This is a genomic window from Bradyrhizobium niftali (genome assembly GCF_004571025.1).
GTDB classification, from domain to species: Bacteria; Pseudomonadota; Alphaproteobacteria; order Rhizobiales; family Xanthobacteraceae; genus Bradyrhizobium; species Bradyrhizobium niftali.
The window spans coordinates 416,353-435,185 of the sequence record NZ_SPQT01000002.1; the positions used below are offsets into that span (position 1 = coordinate 416,353).

At 63.9% G+C, this 18,833-nt stretch carries 19 protein-coding genes; 9 read left to right on the forward strand and 10 right to left on the reverse strand.

The features are described 5' to 3' along the window. The first annotated feature begins 321 nt into the window (after nt 1-321). On the forward strand, nt 322-1,242 hold the full coding sequence (locus E4K65_RS07240; RefSeq protein WP_135173538.1) for a DMT family transporter: 921 nt from the start codon (nt 322-324) through the stop codon (nt 1,240-1,242). Between the two features lie 126 nt (nt 1,243-1,368). Next, nucleotides 1,369-1,770, forward strand: coding sequence for a VOC family protein (locus E4K65_RS07245; protein ID WP_135173539.1), 402 nt, complete (start codon nt 1,369-1,371; stop codon nt 1,768-1,770). A 2-nt stretch (nt 1,771-1,772) separates the two neighbouring features. Here the strand turns inward: E4K65_RS07245 and E4K65_RS07250 are convergent, their stop codons facing one another. The 3 genes from E4K65_RS07250 to E4K65_RS07255 form a co-directional block, all read right to left on the reverse strand. Continuing rightward, nucleotides 1,773-2,123 (reverse strand): zinc ribbon domain-containing protein YjdM, encoded by a 351-nt coding sequence (locus E4K65_RS07250; protein ID WP_167770596.1) that lies wholly within the window; start codon nt 2,121-2,123, stop codon nt 1,773-1,775. A gap of 110 nt (nt 2,124-2,233) precedes the next feature. After that, nucleotides 2,234-2,407, reverse strand: a complete 174-nt coding sequence (locus E4K65_RS47020) for a hypothetical protein (RefSeq protein ID WP_167770597.1) — start codon at nt 2,405-2,407, stop codon at nt 2,234-2,236. Between the two features lie 271 nt (nt 2,408-2,678). After that, nucleotides 2,679-3,515: a PhzF family phenazine biosynthesis protein gene (locus tag E4K65_RS07255; protein WP_025575648.1), complete on the reverse strand. Its 837-nt coding sequence runs from the start codon at nt 3,513-3,515 to the stop codon at nt 2,679-2,681. A 226-nt stretch (nt 3,516-3,741) separates the two neighbouring features. On the opposite strand from E4K65_RS07255, the gene E4K65_RS07260 reads away from it, so the two are divergent. Beyond that, entirely contained in the window at nt 3,742-4,263 is a 522-nt protein-coding gene (locus E4K65_RS07260; RefSeq protein WP_235885519.1) for a hypothetical protein, read from the forward strand. A 239-nt stretch (nt 4,264-4,502) separates the two neighbouring features. On the opposite strand, the gene E4K65_RS07265 is transcribed toward E4K65_RS07260, so the two are convergent. Further along, nucleotides 4,503-5,567: a hypothetical protein gene (locus E4K65_RS07265; protein WP_135173541.1), complete on the reverse strand. Its 1,065-nt coding sequence runs from the start codon at nt 5,565-5,567 to the stop codon at nt 4,503-4,505. A 268-nt stretch (nt 5,568-5,835) separates the two neighbouring features. On the opposite strand from E4K65_RS07265, the gene E4K65_RS07270 reads away from it, so the two are divergent. The 4 genes from E4K65_RS07270 (at nt 5,836) to E4K65_RS07285 (ending at nt 7,227) form a co-directional block, all read left to right on the forward strand. After that, nucleotides 5,836-6,033, forward strand: a complete 198-nt coding sequence (locus E4K65_RS07270; RefSeq protein ID WP_235885521.1) for a hypothetical protein — start codon at nt 5,836-5,838, stop codon at nt 6,031-6,033. Nucleotides 6,034-6,056: 23 nt separating this feature from the next. After that, nucleotides 6,057-6,353: a hypothetical protein gene (locus E4K65_RS07275; protein WP_025575655.1), complete on the forward strand. Its 297-nt coding sequence runs from the start codon at nt 6,057-6,059 to the stop codon at nt 6,351-6,353. Nucleotides 6,354-6,506: 153 nt separating this feature from the next. Beyond that, complete coding sequence (locus E4K65_RS07280; protein WP_135173542.1) at nt 6,507-6,800, forward strand: hypothetical protein; 294 nt, start codon at nt 6,507-6,509, stop codon at nt 6,798-6,800. 148 nt (nt 6,801-6,948) lie between these two features. After that, nucleotides 6,949-7,227 carry a hypothetical protein gene (locus tag E4K65_RS07285; protein ID WP_025575658.1) on the forward strand — a complete coding sequence of 93 codons (279 nt, stop codon included), beginning with the start codon at nt 6,949-6,951 and terminating at the stop codon, nt 7,225-7,227. 173 nt (nt 7,228-7,400) lie between these two features. Here the strand turns inward: E4K65_RS07285 and E4K65_RS07290 are convergent, their stop codons facing one another. Both E4K65_RS07290 and E4K65_RS50000 read right to left on the reverse strand, forming a co-directional pair. Further along, on the reverse strand, nt 7,401-8,198 hold the full coding sequence (locus E4K65_RS07290; protein WP_135173543.1) for a transglycosylase SLT domain-containing protein: 798 nt from the start codon (nt 8,196-8,198) through the stop codon (nt 7,401-7,403). Nucleotides 8,199-8,794: 596 nt separating this feature from the next. Then, nucleotides 8,795-8,977 (reverse strand): hypothetical protein, encoded by a 183-nt coding sequence (locus E4K65_RS50000; protein WP_209312043.1) that lies wholly within the window; start codon nt 8,975-8,977, stop codon nt 8,795-8,797. Between the two features lie 231 nt (nt 8,978-9,208). Here E4K65_RS50000 and E4K65_RS07305 point away from each other — a divergent pair, with 231 nt between their 5' ends. Next, nucleotides 9,209-9,475, forward strand: a complete 267-nt coding sequence (locus E4K65_RS07305; RefSeq protein ID WP_025575662.1) for a DUF2312 domain-containing protein — start codon at nt 9,209-9,211, stop codon at nt 9,473-9,475. A 124-nt stretch (nt 9,476-9,599) separates the two neighbouring features. On the opposite strand, the gene E4K65_RS07310 is transcribed toward E4K65_RS07305, so the two are convergent. Both E4K65_RS07310 and E4K65_RS07315 read right to left on the reverse strand, forming a co-directional pair. Continuing rightward, entirely contained in the window at nt 9,600-10,115 is a 516-nt protein-coding gene (locus E4K65_RS07310; protein WP_135173545.1) for a ParB N-terminal domain-containing protein, read from the reverse strand. A 312-nt stretch (nt 10,116-10,427) separates the two neighbouring features. Beyond that, the gene (locus tag E4K65_RS07315; RefSeq protein WP_135173546.1) at nt 10,428-14,195 is read right to left on the reverse strand and encodes a vitamin B12-dependent ribonucleotide reductase; all 3,768 of its coding nucleotides are present in this window, start codon (nt 14,193-14,195) and stop codon (nt 10,428-10,430) included. Nucleotides 14,196-14,957: 762 nt separating this feature from the next. Here E4K65_RS07315 and E4K65_RS07325 point away from each other — a divergent pair. Then, on the forward strand, nt 14,958-15,854 hold the full coding sequence (locus tag E4K65_RS07325) for a DMT family transporter (protein ID WP_135173547.1): 897 nt from the start codon (nt 14,958-14,960) through the stop codon (nt 15,852-15,854). A gap of 19 nt (nt 15,855-15,873) precedes the next feature. Here E4K65_RS07325 and E4K65_RS07330 read toward each other — a convergent pair whose 3' ends face one another. Further along, nucleotides 15,874-17,673: a cache domain-containing protein gene (locus E4K65_RS07330; RefSeq protein ID WP_135173548.1), complete on the reverse strand. Its 1,800-nt coding sequence runs from the start codon at nt 17,671-17,673 to the stop codon at nt 15,874-15,876. An 8-nt stretch (nt 17,674-17,681) separates the two neighbouring features. Continuing rightward, nucleotides 17,682-18,653 (reverse strand): ABC transporter substrate-binding protein, encoded by a 972-nt coding sequence (locus E4K65_RS07335; RefSeq protein WP_135173549.1) that lies wholly within the window; start codon nt 18,651-18,653, stop codon nt 17,682-17,684. Nucleotides 18,654-18,833: the final 180 nt, after the last annotated feature.

Here is an 18,833-nt window from a genome sequence, read left to right on the forward strand (position 1 = left end):
GGCGAGCGGCCGTAGCGTTCGGCGAACGCGGCGTTGAAGCGGCGCAGGCGCGCGGCGTTGCAGGTCGCAAAGCTCAGCATGGCCGGATGATAGCGCAAGTCTGTGCGGGCGAAAGGCTTGCGGGATGACCGAGTCCGAGCCACCGCGGTCGCGCTCGATCACACGGATCACATGGTCGGGTCGCGGCAAATCGGGCGCATCATCGCGCAGCCCATGCACAGGATGTTTTCGAACATCGATATCGCCTTCCGCGCTCCGCCGCGTGCCAGACCTGCAACCGCGTGGGTTGAGCGGATGAGCGCGCTGACATAAGGCTTGCTGATGGATCAGCGGACGAGCGGCGCTGACGCTCTCATTCAGAAGAACGATGCGGCGCCGGCGCTTCTCGGCGTCGTCTGCGGCCTGTCGGCGGCGCTGTTCTGGGCGCTCGGCTTTGCCGGCACGCGGCACGGGCTGAAGGTCGGCTTCACGCCGGTCGATCTGCTGGTGCATCGCTACGTCTGGTCGGGCATCGTGTTCCTGCCGCTGGTAGCCCGCGCCGGCATCTCCGATCTCTGCGGCATCGGCTGGGGCAGGGGCCTTGCGCTGATGGTGCTTGGCGGCCCCGTGATGTCGCTGATCTCCTACACCGGCTTCCTGTTCGTGCCGCTCGGCCACGGCAGCGTGATCCAGCCGTCCTCCGCGACGCTCGGCGGCCTGCTGCTCGCCGCAATGTTCCTCAAAGAGAAGATCTCCGCCTCGCGCCTTGCCGGTGCCATCGTCATCGTCGGCGGCCTCGGCGTGATTGGCGCCGAATCGATCGGCCATTTCGGCGCCGACGGCGTGCAGGGCGATCTGATCTTCGTGCTGACCGGATTGATGTTCGCAGGCTTCGGCGCGCTGCTGCGTCACTGGCGCGTCTCCGCCGTCTCGGCCGCGCTCGTCATCAACGTGCTGTCGCTGCTGTTGCTGCCGGTCTATCTCCTGACCGGCGGGCCCGCCCGCGTCGCTGCGATCGGCGTGAGCGAGAATGCGATCCAGGCGCTGGCGCAGGGCGTGCTGGCAGGTCCCGCCGCGCTCTATCTCTTTGCCGTTTCCGTCCAGCGCCTCGGCGTCGCGCGCGCCGCAGTCTTCCCCGCTTGCGTGCCGGCACTGACGCTGCTCACCGGCTGGCTGCTGCTCGGCGAGCCGCCGACGATGTTGCAGACGGCGGGCCTCGTGACGGTGCTGTGCGGGTTTTATCTGGCGCAAAGGCAGCGGTGAACGCATCTGCGTCGCCTGGATGGAGTGCAAGCGAAATCCGGGGCGGGATGTGCGGCACTATCCCGGATTGCGCGACGCTCCATCCGGGCTACGCTCCCGGGCACCCCGCAACTTGACGAGCCCGCCATGACCTTCCTCCTCAACATCGACGTCCCCGACGTCGCCGCCGCCACGACCTTCTACACCGCCGCGTTCGGTCTGACGGTCGGCCGTCGCTTCGGCAGCGATTTCGTCGAGCTCCTGGGTTGGCCGGCGCCGGTTTATCTGCTGACCAAGCAGGCCGGCACGTTGGGTGCAGGCAGCGACCGCCGCCGCTACGAGCGGCACTGGACGCCGCTGCATGTCGACGTCGTCGTCGACGATGTCGATGCCGCCGTCGCGCGCGCGCTGCGCGCCGGCGCCGTGCTCGAAGCGCCCGCGCGCGATGCGCCGTATGGGCGGATCGCGATGCTGGCCGATCCGTTCGGACACGGGTTTTGTCTGCTGGCGTTCAGCGCGACGGGATATGACGCGTTGATGGGCGCGTAGCGCTAGGCCTTCTTCACAAACTCCGACTTCAAATTCATCGCGCCGATGCCGTCGATCTTGCAGGCGATGTTGTGGCCGTCGGTGGCGTCCTGGAGGCGGATGTTGCGGACCTTGGTGCCGCCCTTGACGACCGATGAGGAGCCCTTGACCTTGAGGTCCTTCATCACGATGACGCTGTCGCCATCAGTCAGCACATTGCCATGGGCATCGCGCACGCCCATCTCCTGCGGCACTTCCGCAGCGGCGCCGGCCGCAGCGCTCCATTCATGGGCGCATTCCGGGCAGATCCAGAGATCGCGGTCCTGATAGGCGTGCTCCGACTGGCAGTTCGGGCATTTCACGGCGTCGGGCATGGCAGGTCTCGTCTCAGGTGGCGTTGCGCGGCGCACCGTAGGGGCAGAGCAGGGGAATGCAAGGGAAAGCTGGGTCTTGCGCGGGCAGGCCGTTGCCTGCCGGTGCGATGTCACCGAAACAGCGCGACGAAGATCACGTAGAGCCAGCCCAGGATGCCGTGGATGATCGCCCACAGGATCGAATGGTTGTTGGTGTAGGAGATCGCGATGGCGAGTGCCGAGCCGAAGCCGACGCCGTATTTCGCGCCCTCGACGCGGACGCCGTAAAAGCGGTTGCCGTTCATGGTGATCCTTCCAGAGGGTGATGTGCAGAGCGCGTTGAGCTGAGCCTATCCGCAGGCCGACGCGCTGTCGAACGACATCCTGAGCCTGAGAGGCGATTGAGCGCGCGCCCAACAGAAATGTCGAAAACCACCCCATGCACAGTAGAAATCGCCAGGGATTTCAAGGGTTCCGAAATACCGAATCGAATTTGACCCGTCGGGCAAAACAGGGGTATTATGGCATGATGAGCGAGTGCGACGGCCAAGGGGGTCGTAGCCCGCCTCGCACGCTTCACGCATCCATGAAGCGCGCCGTCCCCGAGACCCGGATCGAGCTGCCTTTGGTCGCGCCGATCTCCGCGCGGATCAGCGACCGCGCGCCCATGTCCTCGCCCTGGACGATGTCGATGGCGCCGCCATGCGGCCAGCCGATGTCGCGCAGATATCCTGCAAATGCCGCGGCGGCCGCGCCGGTCGCGGGATCCTCGACGACACCGCCGGCGGCAAAGGCGTTGCGGACATCGAACAGTCGCGGCGTCGCCACGGTCACGAGCGCGACGGTGACCAGCCCCGCCTTCTCCATGAGGGAGCGGCCCCGCTCGAAATCATAGGCCATGCGCGCGAGCGCCGCGCGCGATGTCAGCGCAAGCACGGCATGATCGGCGCCGCCGTGAATTTTCGCAGGGGGAATTTTCGGGTCGAGATCGGAGGACGCATAGCCGAACAGGTCCAGCAGGGCATCCCGCAGCCTGGGCTCGAGCGGCGCGCTGTGCGTCGGCGGTGATTGCAGCGCCGCCGCAATGGTGTTGCCGTCGCGGCGGCCCGACACGGAGATGACGGCATCGTTCAGATGCAGCTCGAAGCTGCGGTCGCCGTGCCGGTGCGCAAGGGCCGCGCCCAGGGCGATCGTCGCGTGGCCGCAGAACGGCACCTCCATCGCGGGCGAGAAGTACCGGACGCGCCAGGCGTCGCCTTCGGGCGCCGCAAAGGCCGTCTCGGAGAAGCCGACCTCCGCCGCGATCGCCTGCATCCGCGATGCATCCGGCATTGCGTCGCCGATCCAGACGCCGGCGGGATTGCCGCCGGTGTTGCCGTCCGAGAAAGCGGCGATGCGGTGCACTGTCGTCATGGGCTTGCTCTCATTTGCTGCGGGAGGAGGCGGGTTCTTGCGAAACCTATCAGCTTCGCGCGCCGCAACTAGGGGAGGTTGAACACTGATGACATCCCTCATCGCTGCGTGCGGCGCCGGCAATTGGCAAAAAATGGCAGAGCTGAGGCTGTCAACGACATATCGGGTTAGGACGCCGCTTACCCACGGAATACACTGGGCGCCGTTTGGGGTTCGGGGTCATGTATTGGGAGGGACGATCATGGCAAGTGTTGAACAATTGCGCAGACGGGAAGGTGTGAACCTGGTCCAACTCGAGGCGGACATTGCATCGGTTCGCACGGGAAGCTCGATCGCTTCAATTGCACTACCTGATTACGTCGAGCACACCGAGGGGGTCACGCGCGTCGGCGCGCTCAGTGCGGAGGCGGTCGTTCGCGACTATGAATCCGCTGCAAAAGAGATCGAGGCCATGGGCGCCGAGTTGATCGACGCCGCGCAAAAATGCGAGGCGCTGACGGCCCAGGTCCACGATGCCATTGCCTTCATGCGCGAAACGGCGGCGGGGTATCGTGAAGAGGGACGGAAGATCTTCAGGCGCATCGAGGAATGCGCGCTCTTCACGGAAGACGTCCGCAAGACCTGCGAAGAGGTCCAGCGTCGAATGAAGGACGTCTCGGTCGGCGAGTCCCCCCATCAGGAGCTTGCGACGGAAGAGCTCGAGCTGACCGGGATCGCAGCCAAGGTGTCGGTGTGCGAGGCCCGGTGAGGCTGATGTAGAGCGTCGTTCGCAGGATGGGTTGAGCGCTTGCGCTCCCCCCATCCTGCGAGCTGGGCTTAAAGTCCAATCCCGGCGCCGTCGGGAGTCCTGTAGCCCGGATGGAGCCAACGGGTCGGCGCAAAGCGCCGCCCGATGACAGGCTGCGCGCAATCCGGGACCGGTGCAGCTTGGGGCAAGATCCCGGATTACGCTCCGCTCCATCCGGGCTACGCTCACTCGCTAACGGCTTACCAATCCGGATCGCCGTAGGGGTCGCCCATATAGGGCGGCGGCATCCAGGGGCCTCGCGGCGGCCTTGGCCTCCGAGGTGCGGCCGCTTGCACGTGCGGCCGTGCAGGCGCCGCCGTCTCGTTGCTCGTCACGCTCCGCACGACGGGTTTCGCGGATGCAGGCGCGGACGAAGCCGTCAGTTGCGTTTGCAGCGCCTGGACCTGCGCGGCGAGGCGCGCATTGTCCGCCGCATCCTTCTCCCGCGCCGTCTTGAGCTGTTGAATGGTGTCGGCCTGCTCGCGCAGCGACTGCTCGTTGCGGCTTTTCAGTTGCTCGAGCTTTCCGCTGATGCTCGCAAGCTCGTTCGTGATGGTCTTCAGCGACTGCGCAAGATCGGACGATGACTGGTCAGGCGGTGTGGCGCCAGGACTTGGAACGCCAGGACTTGGAGCGCCAGGACTTGGAGCGCCAGGACTTGGAGCGCCAGGTGTTGAAGCACCAGGTGTTGGAGCGCTTTGCGCTTCCTTGCTGGGCGGCGGTGCGGGCACCGGACTTGGCCCATCCGCGGCAGCCAGGTGCAGTGCCGGCGGCTGCGCAGGACTTTCGACCGCGGACGCTTGCGTGGGCTGACTGGCCGGCGGAGCCCATCGCGCCATGATCGACTTGCTGATCGACTTGGCCTCATCGCGATATTGCGAAGCGAAGGCGGCGCCGAGAACGCCGATCGCCAGCACGAGGCCAACCAAAGCGCGCAGCATGGTCCGATCTCCTCTCAGGCCTTGATCGCGAACCTTGCTATCGGGCGCCTTGTCCCTGGGAGGCTCGGCTGCCGCCGCACCGGCGCTTGCTTGCGAGGTCCGCGGGGTTTCGCTGCCGCGTTCCATTCCGGAAACCAGCCGGTCCAGCCGCGCCAGGTCTTCCTCTGCGCTCTTGATCTGGTCGTAGGCCCGCGCCAGCCCGCCATCGGCGCGCACCTCGCCCGGCTTGTGGGCATCAGGCGTGTGGGCATCAGGCTTCTGGGAATCAGGCTTTTGGGTATCAGGCTTGGGCTCGTTCGCGTCAGGCACCGATGCGCGCTCCATCCAGTCGGGCGTTAATGGGAGTGCGGCAGTCCGATCGTCGGAAGGATAGGCCTCACATTTGTCCAACACAACGCGCGTGCGAAGGAGAAATTATGGCGGGCTGCGGCTGCTGAAACAGCCGGGCGCTGCTCCCCCGGGCATCCCTGCGACGTGCTATGCTGTCGTGGGAGGAAGCGCCATGAGGGTTCCTACCGCGATACTCGCCCTGCTTCTTTCAAGTCCGGCCGCCGCCCAGGAGTGCCAGACATGCTCAATGGCTGACGCCTGCATGAAGGAGTACGTCAAGACGACGTCGGAGGCGCAAAGGGCGACCAGGCAGGCGATCCGGGATTGGAAGCAGAATCTGGACAAAAAGGCCTCAGCAGAATTGTCGAGCAGGGGCATACTCGCATTGCAAGACGCCATGGAGGCGCAGGTTCGTACGGAGCTGGAGCGCCTGAAGGAGTGCCTGGCGAAGATCAGGTAGGGCGGGGCGCAAAGGAGGATCCGATGAAATCGCTTCTGCTGCTCACGGCGAGCGGCCCGCTGCTCATTCTCACCTCGCACCAGTCCCTGAACGACCAAAAGCTTCTTGGGGTGCTCAGGCAAAAGGGCATCGGCAAGTTCGTCGCGTTCGACGTTCCCTTGTCGCTCGCCAGGGAGCGTTACGGCGGGCACTTTCACGCGGTCGAAAGCAATCTGCACGAGACCGATGATTTGAGAGTGCTCGACTTCAACGGCCAGCGGGTCTTTCAGCTCTTTCATTTCGAAGAGCTCGGTTCACCGATGCTGATCGAACAGTTGTGATCCGGTTTTGCCTCGCGGCATGATCCGCTTCGAAAGGCCCATCATCCCGCGGCGGCGGCGAAAGAGCAGGGCCGTTGTCACTATGAACGATCGTTCAGGGGAACGGGCGTTGGTTCATTTCGTTGCATTGGAGGGCATATTCAGGAGGACGACATGAAAACAAAGATCATTGCGCTCTCTGCTGCCGTTGTCATGGCGACAGCACCCGCCGTGTTTGCTCAGGGTGCGTCGAGCAAGGCGCCAGGTCAGGAGATGCAGCAAATGGGCTCCAAGAAGGGCGAGCCGGGCGCTTCCAGCTACGCTCCAGGACATAAGAAGCATCACGCGATGCACCACGCGAAGGCCCCGAAGACCACCAGCCCCGGCGCGTCGAACGTCGCTCCAGGTCAGACGACTGGCGCGAGCACGAGGCCGACCACCGGCTCGGGCACAAAGCAAGGGTACTGAAGTCTGGAGGGGACTGAAGTCCATGCACTGACGGGACCCAACGGCACGTCGAACGTGGGATAGGTTGGGCCCCGGCGACCCGTCATGCGCCGAATTAGCTTGCCTTGCCTTGAGTCCTTTTGCACTCTCTTCGCAAGGAGGCCAACGCATGAAGAAAATGACGCTCGCGTGCGCTCTCGGAACGGCGCTGGTGCTGTGCAACCTCGGGATCTCAGGCGCTGAAGCCCGACCGCGGACGGCGCACGTCCGTGCACCACAGGAGAGGCTTGTCGTCACGGCGCCGGTGCTCAGGCCAACGCCGTGGGATTACAATGTCGTTCCACGCTATCGTTATCGCCCTGAAGACGACCGGGTCGATCCCTTCGGCCCGCCGCTGGTGCCGTCATATGTTCGCTATGAGGGCTGGCGGTGGCCATACTGGTGGTGAGGGCCACTGGCGGATGCGGCATTGGTCGGTGTGTAGGGTGGGTTAGCGTAGCGACTGCGCGAAGCGCAGGTCGCGAAGCGTAACCCACCACTTTTGCCTGCGCGGAAACCAAAGAGGTGGGTTACGCCAGCAGACGCGCTTCGCGCATCTGCAGGGCTAACCCACCCTACGGATCAATTGTCGTCATCCGCCGCCAGCCGCAGAAACTGCCGCTTCATCGCGTTGACCCTGGCGACATAGCCCGCGACGAGATGATCGCCGCAGCGCTCCCCTGGTATCATCTGAAACTTGCGGCGCGCATAGGCCGTGGCAGGACCTGCGCCGCAGAGATGGATGAAGGCGGCCAGATCCTGCTTCTGCTCGCGGCTGGCCTTCACATCGCCCGCGAGGCCGAGAACCATGGCCACCTGGCGGTCCAGATACACCGACGCCAGCTCGATGGCGTGGCTCGGGATCGCGCGGATGTAGAGGAAGGAAGACCCGCATCCGGTCTCCGTGACCGCATTGCCGCGGACACAGAACCGTGCGGCTTCAATGAAGGCCGGGTCGGTCATCTGGAAGAGGCCGACGGCGCTGGAGGCGGGCCGGTAGATCGCCAGGGGATTGAGGCTCCACCGCCAGCGCCAGTAGGTGCGTGCCACCGGATTGCCCGAACTCTCCACCTGCGCCAGCGCGGCCAGCAACTCGGGCGTGATCGTCGCGGTGGAGTAGGTGCGGAACAGCGGCCCGTATTGGCGCCAGGTCTCGGCCGGCTCCTTGTCGAGGGAATTGCCGACGACGGCGAAGAGTTCGGTTGGCTTGCGGATGACGTGATAGGCGATGTTCAGAAGCGCGATGGCCGCAAGCAGCATCGCCACACCGCCCGCGATCCGAACCATGCGCGGCGCTCGCGCGAACGTCTTTCGCACCCAACGGGCACTTCGCCGGAGGCCGCGAAGGCGAGGGAGGAGGCTGTTGCTTTTTCTTGGCATGGGTCTTGTGGGGAGCGGGTAGGATGGATTGAGCGCTTGCGTCGCGCGCGTCAGGTACATAGCCGAAATCGGTGTGTGGCTCCCGCTGATGCCTATGCGGTAAGCGTGACAGCTTCACTGTCCCGTCATGAACTCGGCAGCGAGGTCGCGGGGCCCGCATTGTTCTAAATCAACAGACCCGCTTATTGGGGAATTACGCTGACGAACCGTTCCAGTCCAGGAAGGAGAGTGGTCATGTCGCGCCGAACCATCGTTTCACTCACCGCATCCGCCATCATTGGCATCGCCTGCATCGTGACTGTTTCGACTGACGCCTTCGCGTATCGAAGAGGCGGTGGCGTTGGGGTTGGTCGCGTTGGTGTTCATCACGGCGGTGTCTATCGCGGTGGCGTCTATCGTGGTGCAGCCGTGCGCCGTGGAGTTGCCGTGGGCGTCGGAGCTGCTGCGGTCGGTGCTGCTGCTTACGGAGCTTACGGAGCCTACGGAGGCTATCGCCGCTGCGGCTACGAACCTTACCCCCCTTGCTACTAGCCGGTCTTGGCGCAGCGGCCACCGAGTAACCGGTTGAGCCGGGCCTGGTGGCGGTGACAGTGCATTCAATCTAAATTGGTAGGCCAGTTAAGTGCACTGTCACCGTAATCACGTTCCTCACCTTCGGCGAGGGCCTGCACAACAACCACCACCGCTTCCCGCGCGACGCCTATCTGTCGCACGCCTGGTACGAGATCGACATCAACGGCCTGATCATTTTGGGATTGGGGAAGCTCGGTCTCGTGCACGACGTCTTCATGGCCGGCAGCCGGGCCGCTCGCGCGAACGAGGAGAGCGGGAAGACGTCGGCGTCGGAGTCGGAAGCGACGGTCTGAGCCACGACGCGTAGGATGGGCAGAGCGAAGCGAAGCTCGGGCATGAAGCGGCCTCCCTCGGCATATCCACAGGGTTGGGCGAGGTTAACACATTGGTTATTTCTTTGCGGTCATTTTCGCAACCTTAGTCAGCAAAGAGGCACCATGTCCGACATCACCATTCCCGGCGGCAAAATCCGTTCCTTCGTCGAGCGGATCGAGAACCTCGACAGCGAAATGCAGGAGTTGAGCGAACAGAAGAAGGAAGTCTTCGCGGAAGCCAAGGGCGAAGGCTTCGACGTGAAGATCCTCAAGGAGATCATCAAGCTGCGCAAGGAAGACAAGAACGAGCGCGACGAGCGCGAAAGCCTGCTCGACCTCTACATGCGCGCGATGGAGACGGCATCGCCGGAGCAGGCGAAGGCGGCGTAAGACGAACGCGGTCATGCAAGGAGAGATAGCCGCGGCTTGCGGCTATCGCTCCCGCAGGACGACGACGACGAACTGATCGATTTATGATGGGGCGTTTGGTTCAATCTCGCTGCAAACCCGGCCGTCAATAGCGGCCGCCGCTGCCCTTTTGCTGCGTGATCCAGTCCGACAATGTTTTCGGTGTTGATTTCGCAGTCCGGCCCGGTGATGCCTTCGGATTGTCGCGGACGGCTTTCGTCGGACGGGTGCGCGGCGATTCCGTTGCGCTGACGCTCTTCAAGGCAGCAATCGATGCCTCTGCGGCTTCCTTCTCGAGGCGCAACTGTTTCAATCGCGCCATCTTGATGCGCTCTGCCTCGACCTCGGGCCGCTCGGACAGCAGCGGCTTAGGTTGAGCAAGCTCGACCGGGACCAGGACACCGAGAATGGTCGTCTCGCCGAGCGCCTTGCAGGCTTCGAGCCGGTGCAGTCCCTCGACCAGGACGAGGCGGTCTCCGTCGAGCCGAACGGATATGGGGGCCTGTTGTCCGATGTCCAGAATACTTTCCGCGATCTCCCCGACGATCTCGGGCTTGATGGCTTTCTTCTGCTTCGTGGGAACGAAGATCTTCTCGATCGGGAAGCTTTCCGGTTTGGGCATAAATTGACTCCGCTTCTACCGGGCCCGTCGGAACTCATGCCGGTGGTGTCGGGAGTTTAGGAGGGAAGGGCTCGACGGGAAAGGCAATTTCGGCGGCGGGGTGTTGATGAGCAACGAAGCTAGAACCAACCTACGATTACGAAGCCGCAGACCGGCAAGACGGAGCGAATGATTTAGTGCACTGTCACCGTAACTTCAGTGTTCCTCCCGTGACAAGCTGTTCAGCCTTGCTCTCGTCGCACAATGCGAGAGGCCGCTCGAACAGGAGCGGCCTCAGCAATTCGGTCGGGTCGGTTGGTGCAGCCAATGGGCTTAACTACACCCCGTCGTGCTTCCGCAAGTGTCGCACTTCATACACGTCCCATTCCGCACCAGCGTGAAGTTGCCGCACTCCGAGCACATCTCGCCCTCGTAGCCCTTGGCCTTGGCTTCCGCGCGGCGCTCGGCCTTGGAAGGCACCAGGGTCTGCGCGGTACCGGCCTTGCTCCACTGGAGGGCTTCGAGCTTCTCCGTCGGCGAGAGGTCGTGCTGGGCTTCCTGCTTCAGCGCGACCGCACCTTCCAGGACATCGCCGACCCGTGCGCTCGCGCTGTGGGAGGCGAGTGCCGTGACCTTGCTGCCGCCGGTCGGGGCGCTGTCGTTGCCTTGCGCGACCGCGGTCGAGCCGCCGCGCATCACGACGAGGTTGTCGGTGCGGGAGCGGGTGAGGCCGCGCGACACCAGCTTGGAGGCGTGGTGGCCCGCGTCGTCCGGCTCCTTGCCTTCCTCGACGCCCTTGCCGAGCGCGTCGAAGTTCGACTCGGTCGGATCGACATGGGCGAGGTCGAAGCGCGACATGTAGCTCACCGCCAGCTCGCGGAAGACGTAGTCGAGGATCGAGGTCGCGTACTTGATGCTGTCGTTGCCCTGCACGGGGCCCGCCGGCTCGAAGCGGGTGAAGGTGAAGGCGTCGACATATTCGTCGAGCGGCACGCCGTACTGGAGGCCCAGCGACACGGCGATGGCGAAGTTGTTGATGAAGGAGCGGAGCGCTGCGCCTTCCTTGTGCATGTCGATGAAGATCTCGCCCAGACGGCCGTCGTCATACTCGCCGGTACGGAGATAGACCTTATGCCCGCCGACGACCGCCTTCTGGGTGTAGCCCTTGCGGCGGTCCGGCATCTTCTCGCGCTCGCGCATCACGATGATGCGCTCGACCAGCTTCTCGACGATCTTTTCCGAGACCTGCGTGGCACGCGCGGCCATCGGCTTCTCGTAGAGGCTCTCCACCGCATCGTCCTCGTCCTCATCATCGCTGATGAGCTGCGAGTTGAGCGGCTGGCTGAGCTTGGAGCCGTCGCGATAGAGCGCGTTGGCCTTCAGAGCGAGCTTCCACGACAGCATGTAGGCGGACTTGCAGTCCTCCACCGTGGCGTCGTTCGGCATGTTGATGGTCTTGGAGATCGCGCCGGAGATGAAGGGCTGCGCCGCCGCCATCATGCGGATGTGGCTCTCGACCGACAGATAGCGCTTGCCGATCTTGCCGCAGGGGTTGGCGCAGTCGAACACCGGATAGTGCTCGGCCTTGAGGTGCGGGGCACCTTCCACCGTCATCGCGCCGCAGATGTGGACGTTGGCCGCCTCGATCTCGCGCTTGGTGAAGCCCACGGCCTGGAGCAGGTCGAAGCCGGGGGCCGCGATCGCCTCGGCGCCGATGCCGAGCTGGTCGCGGATGAAATCCTCGCCAAAGGTCCACTTGTTGAAGGCGAACTTGATGTCGAAGGCGGTCGGCAGGGCCTTCTCGACCTTGGCGATGGCCTCATCGGTAAAGCCCTTGGCCTTCAGCGTCGAGGCGTTGATGCCGGGGGCGTTGGAGAGGGAGCCGTGGCCGACGGCATAGGCCTCGATCTCCGCGATCTCGCTCTCGCGATAGCCGAGCGCGCGCAGCGCCGCGGGAACCGCGCGGTTGATGATCTTGAAGTAGCCGCCGCCGGCGAGCTTCTTGAACTTCACCAGCGCGAAGTCGGGCTCGATGCCGGTGGTGTCGCAATCCATGACCAGGCCGATCGTGCCGGTGGGCGCGATGACCGTGGTCTGGGCGTTGCGATAGCCGTGCTTCTCGCCGAGCTCGAGCGCCGCATCCCAGGCCGCCTGCGCGTGGCTGACGAGATCAGCCTGCGGGCAGGAGACGAGGTCCATCGGCACCGGGTTGACGCTGAGCGCCTCGTAGCCGTTGGACTGGCCGTGGGCGGCGCGGCGGTGGTTGCGGATCACGCGCAGCATGTGCGCGGCGTTCTTCTTGTAGCCGGGGAAGGTGCCGAGCTCGGCCGCCATCTCCGCCGACGTCTTGTAGGTGATGCCGGTCATGATCGCGGTCAGCGCACCGGCGATCGCACGGCCTTCCTTGGAGTCATAGGGCAGGCCCATGGTCATCAGGAGGCCGCCGATGTTGGCGTAGCCGAGGCCAAGCGTGCGGAACTCGTAGGAGAGCTCGGCGATCGCCTTGGACGGGAACTGCGCCATCATCACCGAGATTTCGAGCACGATGGTCCAGAGCCGGCAGAGATGCTCGTAGCCCTCGACGTCGAAGTGCTTGGTGCTGACGTTATAGAACGTCAGCAGGTTCGCCGAGGCGAGGTTGCACGCCGTGTCGTCCAGGAACATGTATTCCGAGCACGGATTGGACGCGCGGATGTCGCCGGACGCCTTGCAGGTGTGCCAGTCGTTCATGGTGGTGTTGAAGTGCAGGCCCGGGTCGGCCGACGCCCAGGCGGCGTAGCCGATTTTCTCCCAGAGGTCGCGCGCCTTCAGCGTCTTCGTCACCTTCTTGGAGGTGCGGGCGTTCAGGTTCCAGTCGCCGTCGGTCTCGACCGCGCGCAGGAAGTCGTCCCTGAGCGAAACCGAGTTGTTGGAGTTCTGGCCCGATACCGTGAGATAGGCTTCCGAATCCCAGTCGGTGTCGTAGACGTCGAACTGGATGTCCTTGTAGCCTTGTTTGGCAAACTGGATGACGCGCTTGATGTAGTTGTCAGGCACGAGGCTGCGGCGCGCGAGCTTGATCTCGCGGCGGAGCGCCGGGTTCTTCTCGGGATCGAAGCAGTCGTCGCCCGAGCCTTCGCAGTTGACGCAGGCCTTGAGCACGGCCTTGAGGTGCTTCTGGTTGATCTTGGAGCCGGTGACGAGGGCTGCGACCTTCTGCTCCTCCTTCACCTTCCAGTCGATATAGGTCTCGATGTCGGGGTGATCGACGTCGACGACGACCATCTTGGCCGCGCGGCGCGTCGTGCCGCCCGACTTGATCGCGCCGGCGGCGCGGTCGCCGATCTTGAGGAAGCTCATCAGGCCGGACGAGCGGCCGCCGCCGGAGAGCTTTTCGCCTTCGCCGCGCAGGCGCGAGAAGTTGGAGCCGGTGCCGGAGCCGTATTTGAACAGGCGCGCCTCGCGGACCCAGAGGTCCATGATGCCGCCCTCGTTGACGAGGTCGTCACCGACGCCCTGGATGAAGCAGGCATGCGGCTGCGGATGCTCGTAGGCCGACTTGGACTTGGTCAGCTTGCCGGTGAAGGGGTCGACGTAATAGTGGCCCTGGCCGGGACCGTCGATGCCATAGGCCCAGTGCAGGCCGGTGTTGAACCATTGCGGCGAGTTCGGCGCGACCATCTGCATGGCGAGCATGTAGCGAAGCTCGTCATAGAAGGTCTGGGCGTCTTCGTCCGACGTGAAGTAGCCGCCCTTCCAGCCCCAATAGGTCCAGCAGCCGGCGAGGCGGTCGAACACCTGCTTGGCGGAGAGCTCGCTGACATAGCGCTCTTTCTCAGGCAGGGCGGCGAGAGCTTCGGTGTCGGGCACGGAGCGCCACAGGAAGGAGGGGACGGATTCCTCCTCGACCTTCTTCAGGCGCGCGGCAACGCCGGCCTTGCGGAAGTATTTCTGGGCGAGGACGTCCGAGGCGACCTGCGACCACTCGGTCGGCACCTCGACATTCTCAAGCTTGAACACGACCGAGCCGTCGGGATTGCGAATCTCCGACGTGGTCAGCCGGAAATCGATCCCGGCGTAAGGTGACTGTCCCGTGGTGGTGTGGCGCCGCTCAATCCGCATGGTCTTGCCCCGTCCTTATCTTTGACCGAACCGCCTCCGTTCAGGCGCCCGGTCGACATTTCAATTCGCGATTCCTCCCGGGCCGTCTGGCCTTAAGGCTTCGCAGTTCAGCCGGTGGATCCGGCCCAGTTTCTCCCGGCGCGATTGCTCGATGCGTGCATCGATCACCCGCCGGCATGTCCACACTCATCCGCCCCAACGGGATGCGCGCGACATGCGTTCAACGCCCCACAACGCCACTTCTTCAACCGATGCCATCCGAGCCTGTTGCCGGCCCGTTCTGGCGCCCGAAAAGTCCACTACCCGCGGGCAGACAAGCCCTTCTCCCGCTGCCTTCGTCTGGCCTGGCGGAGTGCAGTTTTGCGGACCCTTTGGGGGAGTGCCGGCGGGACGCAAACTCACTCGCGCCGAACGGTCCGAAAGCTAGGACTCTCCAAAGCGCCCGTCAAGAACTAGTGCGAGTTCCTGAATCAAATACTAAATATGGTGGACTGCGGGGGATAACAGGGGGCAAGCCCGCGCCTGTTCTGGAGGCAAGTATCAGTGAGTCCTCAGGGATTCCCAACTGAAAAAATTTTCATCTTGTGGTGATGGCGCCCCTTCACCCCGCTCTTCACAGGGCAGGTATATTTTTGGGCAACGGGGTTGCGCCAGCAGGACTCACGTAGCCTTACGGAAGGTGAGGGCAGGCATGCCCGCCGGGGTGGTGGTGGGGCCAGCGAATCCGCGCCAAGCTGACCCCGTTTCCGCCGGGTACCCCACATGCTTGATTCGACGCGACCGGGCTTGCGACCGCGCATCGCCCCGGCCGGCCTGATGTTCCTTGCCATCACCTCGGTAGGCTGGGGCTTCAACTGGCCGGTGACCAAGTGCCTGCTCGCCGAGCTGCCGCCGCTGACGCTGCGCGGGGTGACCGGCGTGCTGGGCGCGGTGCTGCTCGCCGCCCTCGCGCTGATCCGCCGGCAGAGCCTCAAGGTGGGGCCGGGGATCTGGCCGCGCTTACTGACCGCCGCCGTCCTCAACGTCACCGGCTGGATGGTGCTGATGGGCCTGGCGCTGCTCTGGCTGCCGGCCAGCGAGGCGGCGCTGATCGCCTACACCATGCCGGTCTGGGCCTCGATCATCGCCTGGCCGGTGCTGGGCGAGCGGCCGACCGTGCTGCGCACGCTGGGGCTGGTGATGGCCTTCGTGGGCCTCGCCTCGATCATGGGCGGCAATGGCTTTGCCGCGAGCGTGGAGAAGCTGCCGGGCATCATCATGGCGCTCGGCGGCGCGCTCGGCTTTGCCGTCGGCACGGTGTTCTCGAAGAAGTACCCCATCCACCTGCCGCCGATCACGGCCGCGGCCTGGCAGATCGGGATCGGCTGCCTGCCGATCTCTATCATCGGCCTCTTGGTCGAGACCACGCACCTTTCGCTGGTGACGCCGGTCGGCTGGTGGCTGCTGGTCTATTCCACCGTGGTGCAGTTCTGCATTGCCTATGTCAGCTGGTTCGCAGCGTTAGCGCGCCTGCCGGCCTCGGTCGCTGCGATCGGCACCATGGCCGTACCTGTCATCGGCGTGGTCGCCTCCGCGCTCGCGCTGGGCGAGCCGCTTGGGCCGGGACAGATGGCCGCGCTGATCTTCACGCTCGCAGCCGTGGTGCTGGCGACGCGCTAGCCGTCCGGACGCCGGGGTATCAGTGGTCCTGAGGCTCTTTCTCTCGCCGGCGTTGTCCCGAGCCCGGCGGTTTCGACGGCAGGTCAGCAGGTGCGACAGCAAAGACTTCGAGGGCCTGGTCGTAGCCTTTGATGTTCCGCTGCCCGAGCGATGCCAACGGAACGCTGTCCCTTACCCGTCCAGCGATAGTGGGATCAGCCAGGATCTGCGCGTCCTTCGCGAGATTGCAGAGCCGCGATGCCAAATTCACCACGGCTCCCATCGCCGTGTAGTCCAGCCGACCGTTATAACCAACCGTTCCTACCGTGGCCGCTCCCATCGCAACGCCCACACCAAAGCCGATCGCGTGGCCGGAATCGTACCATCTGCCGGCAAGGGACTGCACGGTCATTTGCAGGTCGATCGCGAGGCGGACCGCTTGAGTTGCCGGCTGTTCGCACGCGACCGGGGCATTGACGAGGAGCATGACTCCGTCGCCATCAAAGCCGATGAGCGTTGCCTCGTGACGAGTCGTCACGGCGCCAACGGCCTCGTAGTACTCGCGCATGACGGCCATGATGACATCAGGTTCATTGCGCGTGGAGAACGCCGTGAAGCCGCGCAAGTCGCCGAAAATGACAGCGACTTCACGTCGCTGCCCTTCGAGCAGTTCATGAGAATGCTCGACCAATTCGGCGACCTGTGATGGCAGGAACTGCTTCAGCCGTTCGATCCGCGCAGATTTCTGCTGCGAGATCGCCAGTTCAGAAGCCATTTCATTGAAGCGCAACGCCAGTTGCTGCAACTCGTCACCGCTGAAGATTTTGATGCGATGCTCGAATTGTCCGGTTCTGATCCGCTCCACGCCCTCTTCCAGTTGCTTGATCGGGCCGGACATTCTGTGCGCGCGCCAATAGGCGAGCGCCAGCGCGATAAGAACACCAAAGGCAATCAGAATTGACGAGCGCCACAACGCCGCGCGAATGGATGCAAAGGCTTCCGAGACCGGCTGCATCGCGATCACCGTCCATCCCACATCGGCGGCTTGAACGGATAGCGCCACCACCGGCTTGCCTTGGTCCCCATTTATCACCGCCGCTCCGCTCGCCGCGCCAACGAGATGCTTGATCCGGCTGAAACTGCCCGAGCTGGCGCGGCCGCGCAGAACCAGACTGATGTCGGGATGGGCGATCAGATGACCGGAGTCATCGACAACAATGGCGTAGCCGGTCTCGCCAATTCTAATGGCAGCGATGACATCCCAGATCAGCTTCAGATTGACTTCGGCGATCGCAACCCCCGCGGCCGGCAGGCTCCCGGCAACCGCGATCCTCATGTAGGGCTCTGAATCTCGCTTGTACTGAACCGCTCCGTACCAGACCTTGTTGGCGCGTGCGCCCAGAACAGCGGGATCCGTGGACATATCAATGCCGCGCCCGGTCCTGTTCAGAAGCAGCCTGGAAACAAAGACCCGTTCAGTGCCTGTCTCATCCAGAAGCGAAACCGAAACGATTGCGGGCACCTGCTGGAGGAGGCGCAAGGCGTCGGTCTTATGTTGCGCATCGTCTCCGGCAGACCAGGGAAGCTGCACCATCCAACCCAGCTGATCCCGGATGCCGTCGGTGAATGCCTCGATCCGGTCGGACGCCGCGCGAGCATCGGCCTGCAGCACAGCGCTGATCTGGCGGCGCTGGTCTCGGTAACCGAAAGACGCCTCGACGGCCGCGCCGAGTATCAGAGGCACGACCGCAGCGACAAACAACGTCGCGAAGTACTTGCAGAACAGCGAGCGACGCGGGGGCGTCGTACACGAAGAGGACTGCGCAGCACCGTCCGTCATAACTGCTCTCAGGAGATCACCTTGCTGGCGCGAAACAGGATCGACGACACATCCAGGTCGATACCCAGAAGCCTGGCTGTCTTCAGATTGACTGCCAGTTCAAACTTCTCGGGGCGCATCACCGGAAGATCTGACGGATTTTCCCCGCGCAGGATGCGATCGGCATAAGTGGCAAGCCGAAAATAGGTCGTGCGCTGGTTTGCGCCGTAACTCAAGAGACCTCCAGCGTCACAATATTCAGACCAGCCAAACATCGAAGGCAGCCGGTGCGCGATTGCAAGCTCCGCAATCTTTGCACGATGCACCAGCGTCACGGCATCGGGAAACACGAGGAGAGCATCCGCGTCCACTTTGCCGGCGGCCGTCAACCCATTCTCGATTTCGCGAGCGCCACAGAACGGAACGTAGGCTGCCTCAATGCCGAGATTCCGGCACGACTCCAAAGTCGCACGCCATTCCAGTGGCTCTCCCGGATGATCCGTGTTCGAGAAGACCGCCAGTTTTCGCAGCTTTGGATAAATGTCCTTGAGCAGCTCAACGCGCTTTCCCGCCAGCTCGAGCGACAGGAATGTGCTGCCGGTGAAATTGGTGCCGGGGTGAGCAAGGCTCTTCACCACACCCAAAGCGACGGGGTCACCGCTCAATGCAAACAGCACGGGGATGTCGGTGACCGCGGTCATGACGCGTGTCGCCGGACCGCTCGAGACCACAAGGTCGATATCCCTCTGTTGCAACTCGGAGACAATCTTGCGCAGTGCCTGCGGATTTCCAGGGGCATAGTGCGTCTCGAAGGTTACGGTCTTGCCCTCGACGTATCCCAGCGCGCGCATTCCCTCGCGAAAGCCGTCCAGGAAGGGATCCGGTTCGGAGGCGGTCGAGACCCAGAAGATACGATGCAGCTTGGCTCCGTCCTGCGCCCGTGCGATCGCAGGCCAGGCCAGTCCTCCGCCAATCAACAAGATGAACTCTCGTCTTTTCATCCGAACACCTGTCGAAGCTGCGCCGTCAATTCCGGCCGCAGACCAGGATCCTAGCTGTACGTCTGGTGACTGCGCTCGGTATCGCGCTCCGCAAGCGGACTGTCGCGACGCCGGCTCCAACATTTGTCGCCGAGAGCATGCTCAGAGATTGGGCAGGTGAGACGATTTGTCCTTGAGATG